Below are 21,929 nucleotides of genomic sequence, written 5' to 3'. Positions count from 1 at the left end.
ACCCCGGGGCGGCCGCCCGCCGACGTACGAGCGCCCCGCGGCGGCTGCCCGCCGACGGTCGGCGCGGCCCGAGTGACATACCGCACCTCGTGAGCTGACCAGCGCTTCTTCCGTCCCGTGCGCCGATGCGGTCTCCGCTGTCAGTGGGCGCCGCTAGCCTCTCTGACGTGCCAGTCCGTATCACCGACCCCGAGCAGCTCAAGGAGCTCCTGGGCATCCCGTTCACCCCGGAGCAGACGGCGTGCATCACCGCACCGCCCGCCCCGCAGGTGATCGTGGCCGGAGCCGGCTCGGGCAAGACCACGGTGATGGCGGCCCGCGTGGTGTGGCTCGTCGGCACCGGACAGGTCGCCCCGGAACAGGTGCTGGGCCTGACGTTCACGAACAAGGCGGCCGGTGAGCTGGCCGAGCGCGTCCGCAAGGCGCTGGTCAGGGCCGGCGTCACCGACCCCGACGTGATCGACCCGGACAACCCGCCGGGTGAGCCGGTCATCTCGACGTACCACGCGTTCGCCGGCCGGCTCTTGACCGACCACGGCCTGCGCATAGGGCTGGAACCGACGGCACGCCTCCTCGCCGACGCCACCCGCTACCAGCTCGCCGCGCGGGTGCTGCGGGAGGCCCCGGGCCCCTATCCCGCCCTGACCCGCTCCTTCCCCGACCTGGTCGGCGACCTCCTCACGCTCGACTCCGAACTGGCCGAGCACCTCGTGGGGATCGAGGACCTGCGGGCGTACGACGCCGAGCTGCTGCGCTCCCTGGAGGACGCCCGGCTCAGCAACGCCGACCTCCGCAAGGTGCCCGAGGCGGCCAGGGCCCGGCGTGAGCTCGCCGAGCTGGTGGGCCGCTACCGCGCGGCCAAGCGGGAGCGCGACCTGCTCGACTTCGGCGACCAGATCGCCCTCTCCGCGACCCTGGCCCGCACCCGCCCGGAGGTCGGCGCGATCCTGCGCGACGAGTTCCGCGTGGTGCTGCTCGACGAGTACCAGGACACGTCGGTGGCCCAGCGCGTCCTGCTAGCCGGACTGTTCGGCGCCGGCACGGGCCATCCGGTGACCGCGGTGGGCGACCCCTGCCAGGCGATCTACGGCTGGCGCGGCGCCTCCGTCGCCAACCTGGACGACTTCCCCGAACACTTCGCGCACGCCGACGGCCGCCCGGCGGCCCGCCAGTCGCTCAGTGAGAACCGCCGCAGCGGAGGCCGGCTCCTCGACCTCGCCAACGGCCTCGCGGAACCCCTGCGCGCGATGCACGCGGGCGTGGAGGCCCTGCGCCCCGCCCCCGGAGCCGAGCGCGACGGCACGGTCCGCTGCGCGCTGCTGCGCACCCACGCCGAGGAGATGGACTGGCTCGCCGACTCGATCGCCCACCTCGTACGCACCGGGAAGGCACCCGGCGAGATCGCCGTGCTGTGCCGCACGGCGACGGACTTCGCCGAGATCCAGGGCGCGCTCGTCGCCCGGGACATCCCGGTCGAGGTGGTCGGCCTCTCCGGCCTGCTGCACCTGCCCGAGGTGGCCGATCTCGTCGCGGTCTGCGAAGTCCTCCAGGACCCCGGGGCCAACGCCTCCCTCGTACGCCTGCTCACCGGACCGCGCTGGCGGATCGGCCCGCGCGACCTCGCGCTCCTGGGGCGGCGGGCCCGGCTGCTCGTGTCCCACGCGCGCGGGGACGACGACGACCCGGACCGCCGGCTCGCCGCCGCCGTCGAGGGGGTCGACCCCGCCGAGGTGATATCGCTCGCGGACGCCCTCGACACCTTCCTCGAGATGCCCTTCGGGGCCGAGGCCGAGGACGACGGGCTGCCGTTCTCGCCCGACGCCCGGGTGCGGTTCGCGCGTCTCGCCGCCGAACTGCGCGACCTGCGGCGCTCCCTGTCCGACCCCCTGATGGACGTCCTGCACCGGGTGCTCGCCGTCACCGGACTGGAGGTCGAGCTGTCGGCGTCCCCGCACGCGCTGGCCGCCCGCCGCAGGGAGACCCTCTCCAACTTCCTGGACGTCGCCGCCTCCTTCGCGGCCGGTGACGGGGAGGCGACCCTGCTGGCCTTCCTCGGCTTCCTGCGGACCGCCGCCCAGTACGAGAAGGGCCTCGACAACGCCCTCCCCGGCGGCGAGAACACCGTCAAGGTGCTCACCGCGCACAAGTCCAAGGGCCTGGAGTGGGACGTCGTCGCGGTGCCGGGACTGGTCACCGGGACCTTCCCCAGCACCCAGGGGCGCGAGAAGTGGACCGCCCAGGGGAAGGTCCTGCCGCACGAGCTGCGCGGCGACGCCGACACGCTGCCCGACATCGACTCCTGGGACGCCAGGGCCATGAAGGCCTTCCACGACGCCATGAAGGAGCACCAGCACACCGAGGAACTGCGGCTCGGCTACGTCACCTTCACCCGCCCCCGCTCCCTGCTGCTGGGCTCGGGCCACTGGTGGGGCCCCTCGCAGAAGCGCCCGCGCGGCCCCTCGGACTTCCTGCACGCCCTGTACGAGCACTGCGCGTCCGGCCACGGCGAGATCGAGGTCTGGGCGGACGAGCCGGCCGAGGACGAGGAGAACCCCGCCCTCCAGGAGGCCGCCGCCGATCACGCGTGGCCGCTGCCCCTGGACGACTTGGCGCTGGCTCGCCGGCGCGCCGCCGCGGAGACCGTGCTGGCGCACCTGGAGCGGCTCGCCTCCCATGACGAGACCCACCCGGGGGCGGGCCGGCCCGAGGCCCTCCACGACCCTTCCTCGCACGACGACCCGGACTGGCCGCCGCCACCGGACGACGAGGAGTTCCCCGACGACTCCTACGACGCCGACCCCTCCGAGGAGGCCGCCGCCGACTGGGACTCCTGGACGACGGACCGCCCCGCAGGCACGCCCCACGCGCGCGTGCCGCTTCCCGAGGAACACGAGCGGGAGCAGAAACCGACGGCGGGACCGTCCGGCGAGGACGACCGGCCCGTCATCCCGCACGCCCGTTCCCACCCCGACGACCTCGATCACGCGTCCGAGGCCGGGGGCGCGCCGCTCACCCCGGAGGAAGCCCGCACCCTCGCCTCCTGGGACCGCGACCTCGACGCTCTCACCGGCGAGCTCCTGCGGTCCCGCGCGAGCGTCACGGACGTACCCCTGCCCGCGTCCCTGACCGCCTCGCAGCTGCTGCGGCTGGCCGCCGACCCGGACGGCTTCGCCCAGGAGCTCGCCCGCCCCATGCCCCGCCCGCCCCAGCCCGCGGCCCGCCGCGGAACCCGCTTCCACGCCTGGGTCGAATCCCGCTTCGAGGCGCTGCGGCTGCCCATGCTGGAACCGGACGAGCTGCCGGGCAGCGAGGCCGAGATCGCCGACGAGCGCGACCTGGAGGCACTCAAGGAGGCCTTCGAGCGCAGCCCGTACGCGCACCGGACCCCGTACCGGGTGGAGTCCCCGTTCCAGCTGTCCGTCGCGGGACGCGTCGTGCGCGGCCGCATCGACGCCGTCTACCGCGAGGACGGAGCCGAGGGCACCACGTACGAGATCGTCGACTGGAAGACGAGCCGCACCCGCACCGCGGACCCGCTCCAGCTCGCCGTGTACCGACTGGCCTGGGCCGAGCAGCAGGGCGTCCCCCTCGCGTCCGTCCGGGCCACCTTCCTGTACGTGCGCAGTGGCGAGGTCGTCAACCTCGACGGGCTCCCCGACCGGGCGGCGCTCGAACGGCTGTTGCTGGAGGATCCCGCTGACGCCGACGGGGCTCCCGAGGATCCGCCGGACGAGGGTGTCGGCGGGGGCCGCTAGGCTCGTGGCCATGAGCAAGCCCGTTGACAGCGCTGTCAGCACCATCCGCACGTACATCGCCGCGCACCGCGCCGCCTTCCTCGACGACCTCGCGGAGTGGCTGCGGATCCCTTCGGTCTCGGCGCAGCCCGACCACGCCGCGGACGTGGCACGCAGCGCCGACTGGCTCGCCGCCAAGCTCAAGGAGACCGGCTTCCCGGTCAGCGAGGTGTGGGAGACGCCGGGCGCGCCCGCCGTCTTCGCCGAGTGGCCCGCCGACGACCCACAGGCGCCCACGGTCCTCGTCTACGGGCATCACGACGTGCAGCCCGCCGCCCGCGCGGACGGCTGGGACACCGAGCCGTTCGAACCGGTGATCCGGGGGAACCGCCTCCACGCGCGCGGGGCCGCCGACGACAAGGGGCAGGTGTTCTTCCACACACTCGGAGTCCGCGCCCACCTCGCCGCCACCGGTCGCACGGCCCCCGCGGTGCACCTGAAGATGCTCGTCGAGGGCGAGGAGGAGTCCGGCTCACCGCACTTCCGCGCTCTCGTGGAACAGCGCGCGGACCGGCTCGCCGCGGACGCGGTGATCGTCTCCGACACCGGCATGTGGTCCGAGGACACCCCGACGGTGTGCACGGGCATGCGTGGCCTGGCCGAGTGCGAGATCGAGCTGCACGGACCGGAGCAGGACATCCACTCCGGCTCCTTCGGCGGCGCCGTGCCGAACCCGGCCACCGCGGCCGCCCGCCTGGTCGCCGCCCTGCACGACGAGCACGCGCGCGTGGCCGTCCCCGGCTTCTACGAGGGCATCGTCGAACTCACCGACCGCGAGCGCGAACTCTTCGCCGAGCTGCCCTTCGACGAGCAGCGGTGGCTACGTACGGCCAGGTCCGCCGCGACCCACGGCGAGGCCGGGCACACCACCCTGGAGCGCATCTGGGCCCGCCCGACCGCCGAGGTGAACGGCATCGGCGGCGGCTACCGGGGCCCCGGCAGCAAGACGATCATCCCGTCCTCGGCCATGGTGAAGCTGTCCTTCCGGCTGGTCGCGGGACAGGACCCGGACCACATCGAGAAGGCGGTGCGCGCCTGGGCGGCCCATCAGCTGCCCGCGGGGATCCGGCACGAGATCACCTTCGGCGCGGCCACCCGGCCCTGCCTGACGCCGCTCGACCACCCCGCGCTGCAGTCCGTCGTACGCGCCATGGGCCGCGCCTTCGAGCAGCCGGTCCGCTTCACCCGCGAGGGCGGCTCGGGTCCCGCCGCCGACCTCCAGGAGGTGCTGGGGGCGCCGGTGCTCTTCCTGGGGATCTCCGTCCCGTCCGACGGCTGGCACGCGCCGAACGAGAAGGTGGAGCTCGACCTCCTGATGAAGGGCGTCGAGACCACCGCCCACCTCTGGGGCGACCTGGCCGAGAACTGGGGCGAGGCACACTGAAGAAGGCCGGCCGCACGCCGAAGAACGACCTCCGCACCCGTCCCGCCGCACCGCCAGCCGAAACAACCTTTCCATCGGGGGAGTTGGAAGCACCCGTGACCACCTGGACCGACCACAGCGCCGACCGTCCCATCTCGCTCACCGCCCCGAGCGGCATCGACCGGGCCGCCCACCACCGGCTCGACGAGGCCTGGCTCGCGGCGGCGTGGAGCCACCCCACCACCCGCGTCTTCGTGGTCTCCGGCGGTCAGGTCCTCATCGACGAGGCGGCGGACGGCACCACCGAACTCGTCATGACCCCGTCCTTCGAGGCCCCGCTGACCGAGGCGCACCGCTACTTCCTCGGCACCGACGACGACGGCGTGAGCTACTTCGCCCTGCAGAAGGACGCGTTGCCGGGGCGCATCGACCAGTCCGCCCGCCCGGCCGGCCTGCGGGAGGCGGGGCTGCTCCTGTCCCCGCGCGACGCGGGACTGATGGTGCACGCGGTCGCCCTGGAGAACTGGCAGCGGCTGCACCGCTTCTGCTCGCGCTGCGGCGAGCGCACGGTCATCGCGGCCGCCGGCCACATCCGCCGCTGCCCGGCCTGCGGAGCCGAGCACTACCCCCGTACCGACCCGGCCGTGATCATGGCGGTCACGGACGACGACGACCGCATCCTGCTGGGCCGCCAGGTGCACTGGCCCGAGGGTCGCTTCTCCACGCTCGCGGGCTTCGTCGAACCGGGCGAGTCCATCGAGACGTCGGTGCGCCGCGAGGTCTTCGAGGAGGCCGGGATCACGGTCGGCGAGGTCGAGTACGTCGCCAGCCAGCCCTGGCCCTTCCCCTCCAGCCTCATGCTGGGCTTCATGGCCCGCGCCACGTCGTCGGAGATCGACGTCGACGGCGAGGAGATCGAGGAGGCGCGCTGGTTCTCCCGCGAGGACCTGCGGGCCGCTTTCGAGTCCGGCGAGGTGCTGCCCCCGTACGGCATCTCCATCGCGGCCCGGCTGATCGAGCTCTGGTACGGCAAGCCCCTGCCGCGTCCGTGAGGTCACGCCCCTGACGGGCGCCGGGCCGCGCGCGGACGACGTGCGACCGGTCTCAGGGACGGCAACGCGAAGGCCGGGCACCCATGGGGTGCCCGGCCTTCGCGATCGTCACGCTCACGCCGCGGCCGACGGCCGCGTGCCGACGACGTCCCGCGCTACGCGCCGATCTTCTGCTTGACCTGGGCCAGCGAGGGGTTCGTGAGCGTCGACCCGTCCGGGAAGAGGACGGTCGGAACCGTCTGGTTTCCGCCATTCGCCTTCTCCACGAACGCGGCGGAATCCGGGTCCTGCTCGATGTTGATCTCGTTGTACGTGATGCCCTCCCGGTCCATCTGGCTCTTGAGCCGGCGGCAGTAGCCGCACCACGTGGTGCTGTACATCGTCACAGTGCCCGGCATGTCTGTTGTGCTCCTTCGCGGCAGAGGGTGCGTGTTCGCAGTCAGTGGAACGTACGTGACCGGGCCGCCATTCCCGCGGGCGGGCCGGCGCACGGCCCGGGTCCGGCGCCGGTCCGGTGCCGAGTCCTGCGATGTGACGGCTGTGACGCCTGCCGCATTGGTACGACAAGTGGTGCCCCCCTGTGGACAACCGGCTCACCCGTCTCCCGCGACCTGGCAGCATGGCGGTGTGACAGCAGCAACGCACTCCACCCTCTTCCCTCAGGTACCGGACACGGCCGACGCGGTGCTCGACGGGCTCGACCCCGAGCAGCGCGAGGTCGCGACCGCCCTGCACGGTCCGGTGTGCGTGCTGGCCGGAGCCGGCACGGGCAAGACGCGGGCGATCACCCACCGCATCGCCTACGGAGTACGCGCCGGGATCCTCCAGCCCTCCAGCGTGCTGGCCGTCACGTTCACCAACCGTGCCGCGGGCGAGATGCGCGGCCGCCTCAGGCAGCTCGGCGCCTCCGGTGTCCAGGCCCGCACCTTCCACTCCGCCGCCCTGCGCCAGCTCCAGTACTTCTGGCCGAAAGCAGTCGGTGGCAGCATGCCCCGCATCATCGACCGCAAGATCCAGATCGTCGCGGACGCGGCGGCCGCCTGCCGCATCAGGCTCGACCGGGGCGAGCTGCGCGACGTGACCGCCGAGATCGAGTGGTCCAAGGTCACCCAGACCGTCCCCGGCGACTACGCGGCCGCCGCCGCCAAGACGGGCCGCGAGACCCCCCGCGACCCGGCCGAGATCGCCCAGCTCTACTCGACGTACGAGGACCTCAAGCGCGACCGCGCGGTCATCGACTTCGAGGACGTCCTGCTGCTGACCGTGGCCGTGCTGCAGGACCGGCACGACATCGCCGAGCAGGTCCGCTCCCAGTACCAGCACTTCGTCGTCGACGAGTACCAGGACGTCAGCCCGCTCCAGCAGCGCCTCCTGGAGCTGTGGCTCGGGGAGCGCGACAGCCTCTGCGTCGTCGGCGACGCCAGCCAGACGATCTACTCGTTCACCGGTGCAACCCCCGACCACCTGCTCGACTTCCGCACCCGCCACCCCGGGGCCACCGTCGTCAAGCTCGTCCGCGACTACCGCTCCTCGCCCCAGGTCGTCCACCTCGCCAACGGGCTGCTCGCCCAGGCCCGCGGCCGGGCCGCCGACCACCGACTGGAGCTGGTCTCCCAGCGCGGCCCCGGCCCAGAACCCGTCTACACCGAGTACACGGACGAGCCCGCCGAGGCCGAGGGCGCGGCCCGCCGCATCCGCGACCTGATCGCCTCCGGAGTCCCGGCCGCGGAGATCGCGGTCCTCTTCCGCACGAACTCGCAGTCCGAGATCTACGAACAGGCCCTCGCCGACGCCGGGGTGCCCTACCAACTGCGCGGAGCCGAGCGATTCTTCGACCGCCCGGAGGTGCGCAAGGCCGGCGTCGCCCTGCGCGGCGCGGCCCGCTTCGGCGGCAACGACTCCCTCCTGGACGACGTGGTCGACCTGCCCTCGCAGGTCCGCGCGGTCCTCTCCGGCGAGGGCTGGACCACCCAGCCGCCCGCCGGTTCGGGAGCGGTCCGGGAGCGCTGGGAGTCGCTGGCCGCCCTGGTGAACCTCGCGCAGGACTTCGCGGCGGCCAAACCGGACGCCACCCTGGGCGACCTGGTGGCGGAGCTGGACGAACGCGCCGGTGCCCAGCACGCGCCGACCGTCCAGGGCGTCACGCTCGCCTCGCTGCACTCCGCCAAGGGCCTGGAGTGGGACGTCGTCTTCCTGGTCGGGGTCGCCGAGGGCATGATGCCGATCACCTACGCAAAGACGGACGAGCAGATCGAGGAGGAGCGCCGGCTCCTCTACGTCGGCGTCACCCGGGCCAGAGAGCACCTGTTCCTCTCCTGGGCGCTGTCCCGCTCGCCCGGCGGCCGGGCCAGCCGCCGTCCCAGCCGCTTCCTCGACGGGCTGCGCCCCGGCTCCGTCGCCACGGCGGGCCGCGCGGGAGCGGTCGGCGCCGGCGGGATAGAGCGGGGGATCGGGAGAGCGGGCGGCAGCGCCGTGCGGCGCACCAGCCGGACACCGGCCCGCTGCCGGGTCTGCGGACGCACGCTCACCGACGCGGGCGAGATGAAACTGATGCGCTGCGAGGACTGCCCCTCCGACATGGACGAGGGGCTCTACGAGCGGCTGCGGGAGTGGCGCGCGGTGCAGGCGCAGCGCAGTGGGCAGCCCGCGTTCTGCGTCTTCACCGACAAGACACTGATGGCCATCGCGGAGTCCGTGCCCGACGACGAGCGCGAGCTGGCGCGGATCCCGGGGGTCGGAGTACGCAAGCTGAACCGTTTCGGAGCCGATGTTCTGGCCATCTGCGCAGGTCGCGAGCCCGGCGGGGACGACGACGTCGACTGATTCAAACTCGTCGAAAAAATAGTTTGCGCATGCCCCAGCGATCCCCATAGGTTCTTAACACGGAAACGGCGGCCTTCTCCGAGGCCCTGGTTTCGTGATGTACTTAACAACCGTCGGACCGGTTCACCCCGGTCCCCATAGACGCCGAGAGGAGGCGATTCCAGTGATCAGCATCAACTTCAGCTCCACCAGCACCGTCAAAATGACCGATCCCTCGGTCGCCTCTGTCTGCACGCTCGGCGTCTCCATCCTGGGCACCGGTCTGTCCGGCATCTCCGCCGTCCGTCCGGCGTCCAGTGTGGCTCTCGCGGGTCTTCCCGTTCGTGAGCGCAATGAGCGACCGATCCAGGCACTGGAAGCAGTAGCGGCACAGGTGCGGACCTATGCCTTTGCGGCGGCCGGTGCCGGATCCCTGGAGCAGACGAAGCAGCACCACACGATGTGGGCCTTCCGTGGGCCTGAACCCTGGAGTGATCCAGCCTGATTCTCGATCAGGCCGGCGCCTTCAGGGCCGCGGAACCCCACCCGGGATCCGCGGCCCTTCTGTTTGTCCCCGACCGGGGACAGCCGGAGCGAAGGGGCCTCGGGACAAGAAAACCCGGTACCAAGCCGCCAACCGGCCAACCGGCCGGCACGACCAGACGAGGAAAACAAACCGTGCAACTCGAAGCGCACGCCCCGTCCGTACCGCCTTCCGAGACGATCCCCCCGCCCGGCCTCACGGAGGACTCCACCTTGACTCCGCTCACCGCGCTCACCGCGCTCACCGCGCTCGACGACGCCATCGAGAACCTCGGCGTACCCGTCCCCTGCCGCTCGTACGACCCGGAGGTCTTCTTCGCGGAGTCGCCGGCCGATGTCGAGTACGCCAAGTCCCTCTGCCGCACCTGCCCGTTGGTCGAGGCCTGCCTCGCCGGCGCCAAGGAGCGGCGCGAGCCCTGGGGCGTCTGGGGTGGCGAGCTCTTCGTGCAGGGGGTCGTCGTGGCCCGCAAGCGGCCGCGTGGCCGTCCGCGCAAGAACCCGGTCACAGCATGAACACCGCAGGAACGATCGACCGCCCCCTCACGAACGACCCCAAGAAGCAGGCCCCGATGAAGCCGTCCACCACCGAGCCCGTCGGCTCCGCGATCCCAGACTTCTCCACCACCGGTGCGAACGACTCGCGCCAGAACAGGACCCGCGAGATGCAACTCATCCCAGAAGCCATGGCTCGTGCGCATATGCACGACCGCCTGCACGAAGCCGAGCGGGAACGACAGGCCGTGCGCCTGGCCACCGCCCGGCGGATGCAGCGCCGTGCCGAGCGCGCCTCGATGCGTGCTCGCCGGGCGCTGGCCATGGCCGTCATGCAGTGACCGTAAGCGGTCACGAGAAGTAGACGAGATGTCAGAGCGGGGGCCGGTCCGAACGGACCGGCCCCCGCGGTGCGTTGTGGGCGCCGGGCCGCTCGGTGCGGCGCTATCGTCGCCGGGTGACGAGCCTTCCCGGGGACAACGACGACAACGGCTCCACGCCGCGGAACGACCCGGCCGAGCCCCCGCGCGTCGTGTGCGCCCGCTGCGGCACCTCCGCCGAAGAACCACCGGTCACCTGGACCTGCTCCGTGGAGAACGGCGCCCGCCACTACTTCTGCGAGGCGTGCGCCCGGGCCAACCTCAGGGCGATCGAGGGCCGCCTCGACTCGGCCTGGTGGTAGGCCCGATCACGCTTCGGCGGCGGACTCCTCCTCCAGCAGCTCCTCCATCGGGTCCTCCTCTGCGAGGAAGCCGGGCAGCCACTCCTCCAGTTCGTCCCGCAGCCGCACCGTCGCACCCAGCTGGCACAGCACACCGATGGTGCTGAGGGTGACCCGGTGGATCAGCAGGTAGGACGGCGGCAGATTGAGCTGCCGTCCGAGCTGGTGGGCGGGGGAGCGGGGGTCGGCGATGCGTGCGGCCTGGCTGCGCATCCAGCCGCGGGTGAAGGTGAACTCGTCGGCCTGGGCCGGTTCGATGATCGGGAGCAGGTAGTCCAGGACCGCGTCCGGCTCCAGCTCTATCGACTCCTTGACGAAACCCTCCTCGCAGAGAAGTCCGTAGACCGCCTCCGCCTCTCCTTCGAGGGTCATGCGCAGCGAGCTGCCGATGGTGCTGGGCAGGCCGCCCGGCAGCCGGTCCACCGTGCCGAAGTCCAGGACGCCGAGACGCCAGCCCTTCTCCTCGTCCGGCAGGAGACGGAAGTTGCCCGGGTGCGGGTCGGCGTGCAGCAGACCGGTGCGGGCGGGACCCGAGAACAGGAAACGGGCCAGCAGCTGGCCCGCCCGGTCACGCTGCTCCCGGGTGCCGTCGGCGATCACCTCCGAGAGAGGCGTCCCGTCGATCCACTCCGTCACCAGCACCTGGTCGCTCTGGTGGACGACGGCGGGGACCACCACGTCCGGGTCGTCCGCGAACTCCTCCGCGTGCGCCGCCTGGGCCTGGGCCTCCAGCCCGTAGTCGAGCTCCTCGGAGACCCGGTCGCGCAGCTCGGTGATCAGCGGCTTGATGTCCATGCCGGGGATGAGCGGACCCAGGAGACGGGCGAAGCGGCTGAGCTGGGTCAGGTCGGAGAGCAGCGCCTCGCCCGCGCCGGGGTACTGGACCTTGACCGCGACCTCGCGCCCGTCGTGCCACACGGCCCGGTGCACCTGGCCGATCGAGGCCGCCGCGGAGGGCCTGTCCTCGAACTCCTGGAAGAGCTCCCGCCAGTCCTCGCCGAGCCGCTCCTCCAGCACGGTGTGCACGGTCCGCGTCGGCATGGGAGGCGCGGCCTCCTGGAGCTTCGTCAGCGCCGCACGATAGGGGCCCGCGACCTCCTCGGGCAGCGCGGACTCGAAGACGGACAGGGCCTGCCCGAACTTCATCGCACCGCCCTTGAGCTCGCCGAGCACCTTGAACAGCTGCTCCGCCGTGCGCTGCTGGAGTTCGCGGCCCACGATCTCCGCCGACTTCCCGCCGATGCGTTTGCCGAGCCCCCACGTCGCCCGCCCGGCGAAGCCGAGCGGGAGCGCCGCGAGCTTGGCGGTCCGGGTGACCGCCTTGCGGGGAAGATCAGACATGCGCCCTCCAAGTCCCAGACAGCCGCGCGGCGTGTGCCTCGTGGCGTGACCCCGTCGGCGGCTGTTGCTCCGCCATTGTCTCGTGCGGTTCCCCGTCCCCGGGGGTGTGTTCTTCCTTACCTCTCTCCGCCGCCCCGCACGGGCACGTGGGGTGGGGCCACACAGGCCGGGCGTGCCAGGTCGGTTCCGGCACGGACGCCTCCCAGCGGATCCCGGTGCCTGCGGGCGCCGTGGCGTCGAGGAAGGCGAGCGCGTGGCTCGCGGCCAGCCCGGCGACAGCGGCCGCCAGGGCGAGATCGCAGGCCTGGACGTGGCGAACGCCACCCGAGCGCCACTGGGCGATCAGCCGCGGCCAGGTCTCGTCCCGGTCGGCGCGTGCCTGGTCCAGACAGCCCGCGCATCCGGTCTCGCCGGGCAGGACCAGGGGGCCGACCACACCCGTCCCCTCCACTACTCCCGCGTACAGGTGCGGCGTCCCGGAGGCGATGAGCTGGTCGGCGGCGGCCGGGTCGGGTGCGTGGACCGCCAGTCCGTCCCGGGGCGCGAGGATCACCAGCGACCAGCCGGACTCGTCCGGGAGGAGGTGCGCCCGTCCTTCCGGGAAGGTCGGCTCCGCGGGAGGCGGCGTCTGCTCATCCGGTGAGCCCGGTGAGCCCGGTGAGCCCGGTGAATCCGGTGCGGGTGCCCGTCTGCGGCGGGGTGGCCGGTCGGGGGCGGCGAGCCGCACAGCCCGCCGGGCGGCCTCCTCCCTGCGCTCGCCGATGGACTCGGCGGGCAGACCGCCCGGAGCGACATCGCCTGGCTCCACCCGGCCGCCGTCCCGGACGTCGACCTCGCCCACGCCCGCGCCCGCCAGCAGCGAGGCGAGCACGACACCCACCCGACCCGCTCCGCGCACCTGCACCCGCAGGGAGCGGCGGGCGGCCAGGCGCTCGATCGCCTCGCCCGGACCGGGAGCGACCAGCGACAGCGAGGCGAAGTCCGGGCGGAGCCGGTCCAATAAAGCCTTCCTCCCGCGCAGGGCGTCGGCGGCCGGCCCGCCACCGGTCGCGTCGTCCAGCAGTCCGGCGCCGGCGAGGCGCTCGACGAGGCCGTCCACATGGCCGTCCGGCAGACCCATCCGGCGTCCCTCGTCCCGCAGCAGCGGCAGCCCGCGGGTCCCGTCGAGCAGCGTCAGGAAGCTGCCCGTGGCCGTGTCCATCGGGCCCAGCACTATGGCGTGCGCCGGGGCCATGCCGAACTGCACGGTGTTGAGATCCCGCCAGCCGCGCCGCAGCGCGGGTTTCACCATCGGATGCATGACCGGCCCCCGTAGCCCTCGGATCGTCCCGTGTGCCGGCGGGCCGCGGTCCAGCTCCGCCGACGACCGCCAGCATGCCCGCCCGGGCCGCCACCGCGCCGAAAGTTGTCCACAGGCTGCCGCATTCGTCGTACGAATCCAGCGCACGGAGTGCGGATCGCCACGGAACCGTCCCGGAGGCGGGACTTTCACCATGTGCAACGGGTAACGTCGGGGCGTGCCCGCCGACCCACTGCACCGCGCCGGAAAGCCACAGCGCAGCACGACGAGCCTGCCGCCAGGCGGCTCGGGGGCGAGCGCGATCGAGGTCCGCAGGAGTGCCCGACGGCGCAGGACGGTCTCCGCGTACCGCGAGGGCGATCGCACCGTTGTGCTCATCCCCGCCCGGATGTCCGAGGCGGAGGAGCAGCGCTGGGTGAGCGTCATGCTCGACAAGCTGGCCGCCCAGGAGAGCAAGCGCAGGCTCGGCGACAGGGAGCTGTCCGAGCGCGCGGCCCGGCTCTCCGACCTGTACTTCGACGGCCGGGCCCGTCCCACCTCGGTCCGCTGGGTCACCAACCAGAACACGCGCTGGGGCTCGTGCACCCCGTCCGAGGGCAGCATCCGGCTGTCGCACCGGCTGCAGGGCATGCCGGAGTACGTCGTCGACTACGTCCTCGTCCACGAACTGGCGCACCTGCTCGTACCCGGACACGGCCCCCGTTTCTGGCGGCTCCTGGAGGCCTATCCGCGCACCGAGCGTGCCCGCGGCTACCTCGAAGGGGTGGCCGCCGCGGACCGCCTGCCCCACCAGCCCGCCGACGCCGAGGACTGAGAGCGGCCCGACGCGCGCGGGGCAGGGATTGTGTACCGGGTCTGTACCGGCTTCGTCCGCTCCCGGAATTTGCCGTTAGCCTGACGCGACGCACTCGCATTCGGGATGGGGGACGGTCGTTACGCATGGCCAGGGAATTCCAACGCGGCCACAAGGCCAAGATCAGTGACCTCACCGCGGGCACCGATCTGTACGTAGGCGTGCAGATCACCGGCCCCGGGCTGACCTTCGACATCAGCTGCTTCGGCCTCGACGCCGACGAACGGCTGTCCGACGACCGGTACTTCGTCTTCTTCAACCAGCCGAAGTCCCCCGAGGAGTCCGTCCAGCTCCTGGGCGCCCAGGCGGGTGACACGGAGTCCTTCCGCGTCACCCTCGACAGGATCCCGCCGCAGATCCACAAGCTGTCGTTCACAGCGACGATCGACGGCGCCGGGCAGATGTCGCAGATCGCTCCCGGATACCTCCGTATCGTCGCGGGCGGCGAGGAGGTCGCCCGGTACGCGTTCAGCGGGGCGGAGTTCTCGACGGAACGCGCCGTCATGCTGGGCGACTTCTACCTGAAGGACGTGTGGCGTTTCGCCGCCGTCGGACAGGGCTTCGACGGCGGGCTCGACGCGCTGCTGAAGAACTTCGGCGGCGAGGTCGCCGAGGAGACACCCGTGGCCCCGCAGCCGCAGGCCGGCGCCTCCCCGTCCTTCGCGCCGCCCGCCCAGTCCTCCGCGCCGCCCGCCTTCGGCGCCCCGGCCCCCGCGCCGCAGGGCTTCACGCCGCCTCCGGGCGCGACTCCGCCGCCGGCACCGGCGCCCGCGGTGCACGCCGCGCCCACGATCATCGCGCCGCTGACCCCGCCGGGCGCGGGCACCGTACCGCCGCCCGGACCCGCGCCGTACGCGCAGCCGCCGGGCCAGCCCGGCCCGCCGCCCGGCTACGGACAGCAGCCTCCCGGGCAGGGCGCCCCCATGCCGCCCGGCTACGGGCAGCCCCCGGGCGCGCCCCCCGGCTACGGACAGCCGGGCCCGCCTCCGGGCTACGGGCAGCAGCCTCCGTACGGCCAGGTCCCCGGCCAGGCCGCGCCCTCGCCCTACGGTGCCCCCCAGGGCGCCCCGCAGGGCGGCGCCGGTGTGGCCGCCGCGCTCCAGGCGTACAAGGAGACGCCCACCGGCCAGCGGTGGACCCAGCAGAACAAGAAGCTGGTCCGCGTCGACCTCGGCGCCGGCGGCGACCAGGCGGTCCTCGCCCGGCAGGGCAGCATGGTGCTCTACCAGGGCAAGGTCGACTTCACCTACAAGGGAGCGGGCTTCGCCGGCCGGATCGTGGGCAACGCGACCGGCCAGGAGATGCAGCTGATGCGCTGTTCCGGCCGGGGCCAGGTGTTCCTCGCCGACAACTCGACGATGCTGCACCCCATCGAACTCCAGGGCGACGGCATCTGCGTCTCCGCGGAGAACGTCCTCGCCTTCGACGAGACGCTCCAGTACGAGGTGCGGCGGATCGAGGGGCACGGCATCCCGGGTGGGGCCCTGTTCACGATGCAGTTCCAGGGGACCGGCACGATCGTGGTGAAGACCCACGGCGCTCCCGTCGTACTGCCGGTCACGCCCACCACGTTCGCCGACTGCAACGCCGTCGTGGCGTGGTCCTCGGCGTCCCAGGTGATCGTCTCCAGCCAGGTGCGGATGCGTCGCAACGCCTACCCGGGCGACACCGGCGAGAGCGTGAACCTGCAGTTCCGGGGCGCTCCCGGCAATTTCATCGTCGTCCAGCCGTACGAGGTCTGAGGGAGCCCGTCATGAATCAGCCGTTCGCGGGCTTCGCCCCGGCACCCGTCACCGCCCGCATGGAGAACCACGGCAATCACATGCTGAAGGTCGCCATGCAGACCGGAAACGACCTCTTCGCGCGCGTGGGCTCGATGGTCGCCTACGAAGGGTTCGTCCAGTACGAGCCCAACCCGCCGGCCGTGCGCCAGATCGCGCGCGACTGGATGACCGGTGAGGGCGCGCCCCTCATGAAGTGCACCGGTGACGGTCTGCTGTATCTCGCCGACTACGGCGCGAACGTGGTCGTCATCAACCTCAACGGGGACGCGATCTCCGTCAACGCCACCAACCTGCTCGCCTTCGATGCGCACCTCACCTGGGGCGTCGAGCGCGTCAAGGGGCTCGCCAAGTTCGCCGGGCAGGGTCTGTGGAACACCAAGATCTCCGGCCAGGGCTGGGTGGCGCTGACCTCCCGCGGCAAGCCGATCGTCGTGGACTGCGGCGGCGGCGAGGACGAGACGTACGTGGACCCGGACGCGCTCGTCGCCTGGTCCCCGAACCTCAAGGTCAAGGGCAAGCGCAGCTTCAAGGCGCAGTCCCTGATCGGCCGGGGCAGCGGCGAGGCGTACCAGATGGCGTTCTCCGGGCAGGGCATCGTCGTCGTCCAGCCCAGCGAGGACAGCACCGACCGCCTCCGGATCCGGGGCTGAGGGGGAACAGGACACCATGCAGAGCCCGCTTTTCGGCTACAACGAACAGCAGTCCCAGGACCGCTACAGCCTGCAGAACTCGCAGATGCTGCGGGTCTCCCTTGAGGGGCACGACGACATCCTGGCCCGCAAGGGCACGATGGTCGCCTACCAGGGACTCGTCGAGTTCGACGCCGAGTACCAGAACAACGGGCAGCGGCGGTCGCGCGCGATGACCGGCGAGGGCCTGGACCTGATGCGCTGCCACGGACAGGGGACGGTCTACCTGGCCAACCTGGCCCAGCACGTGCACGTGGTCGACGTCGACCAGGACGGCCTCACGGTCGACAGCAGCTACGTCCTGGCGATGGACTCGGCGCTGCACCACGAGGTGATCGCCGTGGACAGCCAGTACGGCATCTCGGGGTCCGGCAAGTACCAGCTCAACATCACGGGCCGGGGCAAGGTCGCCCTGATGACGTCCGGGATGCCGCTGATGATGCAGGTCACGCCGGACAAGTACGTCAACTGCGACGCGGACGCGATCGTCGCCTGGTCGACCGCCCTCCGGGTGCAGATGCAGGCGCAGACGCACTCCTCCGGGGTGTGGCGGCGCCGTGGCAGCACCGGCGAGGGCTGGGAGCTCAGCTTCATGGGCCAGGGGTACATCCTCGTCCAGCCGAGCGAGCTGCTGCCGCCGCAGAACGCCCAGATCGGACAGGGCGTGCGCGCGCAGTACGGCATGGGACAGCACGGCGCCCACGCGCAGAACCAGGGCAACGCCTGGAGCTAGCCGCGGGCGCAGCCTCCCGGGAGGTATGGGTAAGGGGCGGTCGCCGCGGCGACCGCCCCTTACCCGTCCGTCGGGACGCAGCCGCTCAGAGCCGGGCCCGGGCGGCCTCCAGCAGCCGGACGACCGACGCGTCGGCCACTCCCGCGACCTCGTCGTACGCGAACCAGCGCAGGTCCAGCGACTCGTCACTGATCTCGTGCACCGCCCCCGGCTGCGCCAGCACCGCGTACTGGACGTCCAGATGCCAGTGGCACGGCGCCGGGATCGCGTGCCGGTCCAGGCGCACCGGGCCGCCGGGCACCAGGGTCAGGCCCGCGATGCCCGATTCCTCCGTGGCCTCGCGCAGGGCGGCCGCCGCCAGCGTGGCGTCGCCGGGCTCGCAGTGACCGCCCATCTGGAGCCACATGCGCAGCTTGCGGTGGAGGGTCAGGAGCACCCGGCCCCGCTCGGGGTCGACCACCAGGGCGCTCGCCGTGAGGTGCCCCGCCGTACAGGCCTTCCACAGGCCGTCCGGATGCGCCGCGAGATGGTCCAGATAGACCTGGCGCAGCTCTTCCTGGTCCCCGTACTCCTTCAGTACGAGGACCGCGTCGTCGTGGAGCGTCACTCGGTGCCGTCGCCCTTGCCGTCGTCCTTGGTGTCCTTGGTGTCCTCGGTGTCCTTGCCCCGGGTCTCGCCGGTCTCGTCCTTCTTCAGGTTCTGCCGTCCGCCGGGACCGCCCGCCGCCTCACCGAGCATCTTGTCGAGCTCGGAGAAGTCCAGCTGCTCGCGGTGCACGAAGCCGTCCGGGTCGTCCAGGTCGGACGAGGTGGGCAGCATGTCCGGGTGCGCCCACAGGCCGTCGCGGCCGTCGACCCCGCGCGCGTCCGTGAGGGACGCCCACAGGCGCGAGGCGTCCCGCAGCCGGCGCGGGCGCAGCTCCAGGCCGATCAGGGTCGCGAACGTCTGCTCGGCCGGACCGCCCGAGGCACGGCGGCGGCGCAGCGTCTCACGCAGCGCGTCGGCCGAGGACAGCCGCGGCTTGGCCGCGGCGTGCACGACCGCGTCGACCCAGCCCTCGACCAGCGCGAGCGCCGTCTCCAGACGGGCGAGCGCGGCCTTCTGCTCCGGGGTGTCCTCCGGCTGGAACATGCCCTGCTGGAGCGCGTCCTGGAGCTGCTCGGGGTTCTGCGGGTCGAACTGGCCGACCACGTCCTCCAGCTTGGCGGTGTCGACCTTGATCCCGCGCGCGTAGCCCTCGACGGCACCGAAGAGGTGCGAGCGCAGCCACGGCACGTGCGTGAAGAGCCGCTGGTGGGCCGCCTCCCGCAGGGCGAGATAGAGCCGTACCTCGTCCTGGGGGACGCCCAGGTCCTTGCCGAACACCTCGATGTTCAGCGGGAGCAGCGCGGCCTTGCCGGCGGGACCGAGCGGGAGGCCGATGTCGGTGGAGCCGACGACCTCGCCCGCGAGCACGCCCACGGCCTGCCCGATCTGCGTGCCGAACATGGCGCCGCCCATGGACCGCATCATGCCGATCAGCGGGCCCGCCATGGCCTGCATCTCCTCGGGCAGCACGTCGCCCATGGCCGCGCCGACACGCTCGGCGACCGGATCGACGAGCTCCTTCCACACCGGAAGGGTCGCCTCGACCCACTCCGCGCGGCTCCAGGCCACGGCGGAGCCGGCGCCGGACGGCAGGGACGTCGCGTCGTCCAGCCAGAGATCGGCCAGACGGACGGCCTCCTGCACCGCCGTGCGCTCGGCGGGGCCCACGCTCGCGTCCTTGGTGCCCTCCGACGTGCCCTGGGAGACCGTCTGGCGGGCGATCTGCTTGGCCATGTCCCAGTTCACCGGGCCGCCCTCGTACGAGAGCATCTGGCCCAGCTGCTGGAACGCGGCGCCCAGGTCGTTGGGGTTCAGGGAACCGAACATCGCGGCGAGCGGATTGTCGGCGCCGGGACCGCCGGCTCCGGGAAACCCGAAGCCGAACGGGTTGGCCGGTCCCTGACCACCGCCGCTCTCCTGGTCCTTCTTCTTGCCCTCGTCGCCGTTCTCCGGCTCCTCCGGCGGAAGGCCGAATCCGAATGGGGTGTCACTCACGGGATTCCTCGGCTGGTAAGGCCGCCGGTTCTTTCCGACGGCGGCTGCCCGACAACACCACCCAGCGTAGACACCAAGGGCCGATCGGGCCTCGGTGCTTCGCCGACTCTCCGCCTGCGGCAGGATGGATGCCACCTGGTACGCACGCGTCACGCGCGTTCGTTACTGAAGACAACCGCTGGAGACGCCCGGTGAGTTCCCCAGATCCGCAGGTTCGCGCAGCGCGAAACCCCTCAACCAGCCCGGCCGCCCGCGGGCCCGTCGTCGCCGTCACCGGCGCGGCGTCCGGCGTGGGCGCGCTGCTCACCGAGCGGCTGGCCGCCAGCGAGGAGATCAAGCAGGTCATCGCCATCGACGAGCGGCGCGGCGAGTGCGCCGGGGCGCAGTGGCAGATCCTCGACGTGCGGGACCCGGCCATCGCCGAGAAGCTGCGCGGCGCCGACGTCGTCGTGCACCTGGCGCTGGACCTGGACCTGGAGAGCGACCCGGCGGCCCGCACGGCCTACAACGTCCGGGGCACGCAGACGGTGCTGACGGCCGCCGCGGCCGCCGGGGTCCACCGGGTGGTGCTGTGCACCTCGTCGATGGTCTACGGGGCGCTGCCCGACAACGAGCTGCCGCTCTCGGAGGACGCAGAACTGCGGGCGACCGCCGAGGCCACGGGCGTCGGGGACCTCCTGGAGGTCGAGCGGCTCGCGCGGCGCGCGCCTCGCGCCCATCCGGGCCTCAACGTCACCGTCGTCCGGCCCGCGGTGCTGGTCGGCGGCACGGACACGGCGCTGACCAGGTACTTCGAGTCGCCGCGGCTGCTGGTGGTGGCCGGCTCGCGGCCCGCCTGGCAGTTCTGCCACGTCGAGGACCTGTGCAGCGCCCTGGAGTACGCCGTCCTGGAGAAGGTCGACGGCGAGCTGGTCGTCGGCTGCGACGGGTGGCTGGAGCAGGAGGAGGTCGAGGAGCTCAGCGGCATCCGGCGGATGGAACTGCCGTCCGCGGTGGCGCTCGGCGCGGCCGCCCGGCTGCACCGGATCGGGCTGACGCCTTCGCCGGCCGGTGACCTGGCGTACACGATGTACCCCTGGGTGGTCAGCGGGAACAAGCTGCACGACGCCGGGTGGCGGCCCCGGTGGACCAACGAGGAGGTCATGGCTGAGCTGCTGGAGGAGGTCGCCGGGCGGCACACGGTGGCCGGGCGGCGGCTCGGGCGCAAGGACGCCACCGCCGCGGGAGCCGCCGGAGCGACGGTCGCCCTGCTCGGTACGGCGGCCCTCGTCCGCCGGGCCCGCAAGGCCCGACGTCGGATCTGACGCCGGGCCGGCGGCCCGTCCCGCGCGGTGCCCGGCGGGGTGCTGGCCGGGGCGCCGCCGACGGAGCGGTGGTCCGTACTCCGCACGGGTGGCGGTCCGCTTCTGTAGGAGGCTCCAAGCGGCCACGCGCGTGTGCCGGGCGAAACGGCTATTCCGACTTGTCGGTGGCGTGCGGCACGATGGGGCCATGGCACCTATGTACGACCACCCGGGCGAGCAGGCGGCGCAGGACCCCATCAGGCTGCTCGCGATCCGGGAGACGCCGCTCTCCCTCGACGAGGTCTTCCGGGCCGTCGGGGACGACGCCGCCGGCGGGACCGCGCTCTTCGTGGGGACCGTGCGCAACCACGACTCGGGCGCCGACGTCGACCGGCTCGGGTACTCGTGCCACCCCACCGCCGAGGCGGAGATGCGGCGGATCGCCGAGAAGGTGGTCGCCGCGTACCCCGTGCGGGCGCTGGCCGCCGTCCACCGCGTGGGTGACCTGGCCGTCGGAGACCTCGCGGTCGTCGTCGCCGTGTCGTGCCCGCACCGGGGCGAGGCCTTCGAGGCGTGCCGCAAGCTGATCGACGACCTCAAGCACGAGGTGCCGATCTGGAAGCACCAGACGTTCTCCGACGGTACGGAGGAGTGGGTCGGGGCCTGTTGAGCCGAACGGGCGACGCGCGGGGCCGCGGACGCCCGCCGAGGACTCGTGGACGGCACCCGCGCGCGGGCCGCGTCGTGAACTCCTCACCCCCGCCTGGTCCTCCGGTTGCGTAACCGCACCCCGGGCGTGAGCGTTGAGCAGGCGGATGGTTAATCTGCTGATCACTCAGTTGCGGTCGCTCATGGGGTTGGGAGGTCGGCATGGCAGCGCTCGCCTGGTTGCTGATTCCGCTTTTCGCTGCGATCGGCGCCGGTCTGTGGGGCAGTTGGGTCGGACGGAATCGCAAGACCACGGGAGACGGAACCGAGCTCGCGGGTTACACGCGCTTCCGTGAGGCCATGGAGAAGTCGCACTCCGGGACGTGAGCGGGGGCCGGTCCCCGTACGGGCGGCCCCCGCAGTGCGCTGTCGGCGTGGTCCCGTACTGT

Annotated in this window: 20 protein-coding genes; 15 read left to right on the top strand and 5 right to left on the bottom strand. The window is 72.5% G+C overall.

All coding sequences use genetic code 11. The features are described 5' to 3' along the window. Positions 1 to 125: 125 nt before the first annotated feature. The 3 genes from ACZ4VA_RS29470 to nudC all read left to right on the top strand — a co-directional run bounded on the left by ACZ4VA_RS29470 (position 126) and on the right by nudC (position 6,209). Entirely contained in the window at positions 126 to 3,755 is a 3,630-nt protein-coding gene (locus ACZ4VA_RS29470) for a UvrD-helicase domain-containing protein (protein WP_468083088.1), read from the top strand. Between the two features lie 10 nt (positions 3,756 to 3,765). Beyond that, a complete protein-coding gene (locus ACZ4VA_RS29465) occupies positions 3,766 to 5,178 on the top strand; it encodes a dipeptidase (protein WP_468083086.1) in 1,413 nt (470 codons plus the stop codon). Between the two features lie 95 nt (positions 5,179 to 5,273). After that, on the top strand, positions 5,274 to 6,209 hold the full coding sequence (gene nudC / locus ACZ4VA_RS29460; protein WP_355793709.1) for an NAD(+) diphosphatase: 936 nt from the start codon (positions 5,274 to 5,276) through the stop codon (positions 6,207 to 6,209). Positions 6,210 to 6,364: 155 nt separating this feature from the next. Here nudC and ACZ4VA_RS29455 read toward each other — a convergent pair whose 3' ends face one another. Then, positions 6,365 to 6,607, bottom strand: a complete 243-nt coding sequence (locus ACZ4VA_RS29455; protein ID WP_030929162.1) for a mycoredoxin — start codon at positions 6,605 to 6,607, stop codon at positions 6,365 to 6,367. Positions 6,608 to 6,779: 172 nt separating this feature from the next. Here ACZ4VA_RS29455 and ACZ4VA_RS29450 point away from each other — a divergent pair, with 172 nt between their 5' ends. The 5 genes from ACZ4VA_RS29450 to ACZ4VA_RS29430 all read left to right on the top strand — a co-directional run bounded on the left by ACZ4VA_RS29450 (position 6,780) and on the right by ACZ4VA_RS29430 (position 10,728). Further along, the gene (locus ACZ4VA_RS29450; RefSeq protein WP_355789316.1) at positions 6,780 to 9,032 is read left to right on the top strand and encodes an ATP-dependent DNA helicase UvrD2; all 2,253 of its coding nucleotides are present in this window, start codon (positions 6,780 to 6,782) and stop codon (positions 9,030 to 9,032) included. A 163-nt stretch (positions 9,033 to 9,195) separates the two neighbouring features. After that, a complete protein-coding gene (locus tag ACZ4VA_RS29445) occupies positions 9,196 to 9,516 on the top strand; it encodes a hypothetical protein (RefSeq protein ID WP_355789303.1) in 321 nt (106 codons plus the stop codon). A gap of 173 nt (positions 9,517 to 9,689) precedes the next feature. Next, the gene (locus ACZ4VA_RS29440; RefSeq protein ID WP_468083083.1) at positions 9,690 to 10,067 is read left to right on the top strand and encodes a WhiB family transcriptional regulator; all 378 of its coding nucleotides are present in this window, start codon (positions 9,690 to 9,692) and stop codon (positions 10,065 to 10,067) included. Further along, positions 10,064 to 10,387 (top strand): hypothetical protein, encoded by a 324-nt coding sequence (locus tag ACZ4VA_RS29435; protein ID WP_355789308.1) that lies wholly within the window; start codon positions 10,064 to 10,066, stop codon positions 10,385 to 10,387. Before ACZ4VA_RS29440 ends, ACZ4VA_RS29435 begins: the two co-directional genes overlap by 4 nt. Positions 10,388 to 10,503: 116 nt before the next feature. Next, entirely contained in the window at positions 10,504 to 10,728 is a 225-nt protein-coding gene (locus ACZ4VA_RS29430; protein ID WP_468083081.1) for a hypothetical protein, read from the top strand. 6 nt (positions 10,729 to 10,734) lie between these two features. Here the strand turns inward: ACZ4VA_RS29430 and ACZ4VA_RS29425 are convergent, their stop codons facing one another. Together ACZ4VA_RS29425 and ACZ4VA_RS29420 are read right to left on the bottom strand one after the other, a co-directional pair. Further along, positions 10,735 to 12,108, bottom strand: a complete 1,374-nt coding sequence (locus tag ACZ4VA_RS29425) for an ABC1 kinase family protein (protein ID WP_468083079.1) — start codon at positions 12,106 to 12,108, stop codon at positions 10,735 to 10,737. Continuing rightward, positions 12,101 to 13,408: a TOMM precursor leader peptide-binding protein gene (locus ACZ4VA_RS29420; protein ID WP_468083077.1), complete on the bottom strand. Its 1,308-nt coding sequence runs from the start codon at positions 13,406 to 13,408 to the stop codon at positions 12,101 to 12,103. Before ACZ4VA_RS29420 ends, ACZ4VA_RS29425 begins: the two co-directional genes overlap by 8 nt. A 217-nt stretch (positions 13,409 to 13,625) precedes the next feature. Here ACZ4VA_RS29420 and ACZ4VA_RS29415 point away from each other — a divergent pair, with 217 nt between their 5' ends. The 4 genes from ACZ4VA_RS29415 (at position 13,626) to ACZ4VA_RS29400 (ending at position 17,467) form a co-directional block, all read left to right on the top strand. Then, positions 13,626 to 14,222, top strand: a complete 597-nt coding sequence (locus tag ACZ4VA_RS29415; RefSeq protein WP_355781655.1) for a M48 metallopeptidase family protein — start codon at positions 13,626 to 13,628, stop codon at positions 14,220 to 14,222. 125 nt (positions 14,223 to 14,347) lie between these two features. Beyond that, positions 14,348 to 16,003 carry a TerD family protein gene (locus ACZ4VA_RS29410; RefSeq protein WP_468083074.1) on the top strand — a complete coding sequence of 552 codons (1,656 nt, stop codon included), beginning with the start codon at positions 14,348 to 14,350 and terminating at the stop codon, positions 16,001 to 16,003. An 11-nt stretch (positions 16,004 to 16,014) separates the two neighbouring features. Next, a complete protein-coding gene (locus tag ACZ4VA_RS29405) occupies positions 16,015 to 16,695 on the top strand; it encodes an AIM24 family protein (protein WP_355781842.1) in 681 nt (226 codons plus the stop codon). 16 nt (positions 16,696 to 16,711) lie between these two features. Continuing rightward, positions 16,712 to 17,467, top strand: a complete 756-nt coding sequence (locus tag ACZ4VA_RS29400) for an AIM24 family protein (RefSeq protein ID WP_355781835.1) — start codon at positions 16,712 to 16,714, stop codon at positions 17,465 to 17,467. Positions 17,468 to 17,552: 85 nt separating this feature from the next. Here ACZ4VA_RS29400 and ACZ4VA_RS29395 read toward each other — a convergent pair whose 3' ends face one another. Together ACZ4VA_RS29395 and ACZ4VA_RS29390 are read right to left on the bottom strand one after the other, a co-directional pair. Next, entirely contained in the window at positions 17,553 to 18,074 is a 522-nt protein-coding gene (locus ACZ4VA_RS29395) for an NUDIX hydrolase (RefSeq protein WP_468083071.1), read from the bottom strand. Then, positions 18,071 to 19,549, bottom strand: a complete 1,479-nt coding sequence (locus tag ACZ4VA_RS29390) for a zinc-dependent metalloprotease (protein WP_468083069.1) — start codon at positions 19,547 to 19,549, stop codon at positions 18,071 to 18,073. Before ACZ4VA_RS29390 ends, ACZ4VA_RS29395 begins: the two co-directional genes overlap by 4 nt. A gap of 191 nt (positions 19,550 to 19,740) precedes the next feature. Between ACZ4VA_RS29390 and ACZ4VA_RS29385 the strand changes: the two genes are divergently transcribed. The 3 genes from ACZ4VA_RS29385 (at position 19,741) to ACZ4VA_RS29375 (ending at position 21,867) form a co-directional block, all read left to right on the top strand. Then, positions 19,741 to 20,853, top strand: coding sequence for an SDR family oxidoreductase (locus ACZ4VA_RS29385; RefSeq protein ID WP_355781826.1), 1,113 nt, complete (start codon positions 19,741 to 19,743; stop codon positions 20,851 to 20,853). 187 nt (positions 20,854 to 21,040) lie between these two features. Continuing rightward, positions 21,041 to 21,502 (top strand): molybdenum cofactor biosynthesis protein MoaE, encoded by a 462-nt coding sequence (locus ACZ4VA_RS29380; RefSeq protein WP_389390492.1) that lies wholly within the window; start codon positions 21,041 to 21,043, stop codon positions 21,500 to 21,502. Between the two features lie 200 nt (positions 21,503 to 21,702). After that, a complete protein-coding gene (locus tag ACZ4VA_RS29375) occupies positions 21,703 to 21,867 on the top strand; it encodes a hypothetical protein (RefSeq protein WP_355781820.1) in 165 nt (54 codons plus the stop codon). Positions 21,868 to 21,929: the final 62 nt, after the last annotated feature.

The organism is Streptomyces sp. NPDC028308 (assembly GCF_055565855.1).
The sequence above is the reverse complement of the archived record's forward strand: the minus strand, read 5'-3'. Positions and strand labels throughout refer to the sequence as shown.

Coding starts and splice junctions, on each gene's coding strand:
- ACZ4VA_RS29470 (WP_468083088.1), top strand. CDS start 126: ATGCGGTCTCCGCTGTCAGTGGGCGCCGCTAGCCTCTCTGACGTGCCA.
- ACZ4VA_RS29465 (WP_468083086.1), top strand. CDS start 3,766: ATGAGCAAGCCCGTTGACAGCGCTGTCAGCACCATCCGCACGTACATC.
- ACZ4VA_RS29455 (WP_030929162.1), bottom strand. CDS start 6,607: ATGCCGGGCACTGTGACGATGTACAGCACCACGTGGTGCGGCTACTGC.
- ACZ4VA_RS29435 (WP_355789308.1), top strand. CDS start 10,064: ATGAACACCGCAGGAACGATCGACCGCCCCCTCACGAACGACCCCAAG.
- ACZ4VA_RS29425 (WP_468083079.1), bottom strand. CDS start 12,108: ATGTCTGATCTTCCCCGCAAGGCGGTCACCCGGACCGCCAAGCTCGCG.
- ACZ4VA_RS29420 (WP_468083077.1), bottom strand. CDS start 13,408: ATGCATCCGATGGTGAAACCCGCGCTGCGGCGCGGCTGGCGGGATCTC.
- ACZ4VA_RS29410 (WP_468083074.1), top strand. CDS start 14,348: ATGGCCAGGGAATTCCAACGCGGCCACAAGGCCAAGATCAGTGACCTC.
- ACZ4VA_RS29405 (WP_355781842.1), top strand. CDS start 16,015: ATGAATCAGCCGTTCGCGGGCTTCGCCCCGGCACCCGTCACCGCCCGC.
- ACZ4VA_RS29400 (WP_355781835.1), top strand. CDS start 16,712: ATGCAGAGCCCGCTTTTCGGCTACAACGAACAGCAGTCCCAGGACCGC.
- ACZ4VA_RS29380 (WP_389390492.1), top strand. CDS start 21,041: ATGGCACCTATGTACGACCACCCGGGCGAGCAGGCGGCGCAGGACCCC.
- ACZ4VA_RS29375 (WP_355781820.1), top strand. CDS start 21,703: ATGGCAGCGCTCGCCTGGTTGCTGATTCCGCTTTTCGCTGCGATCGGC.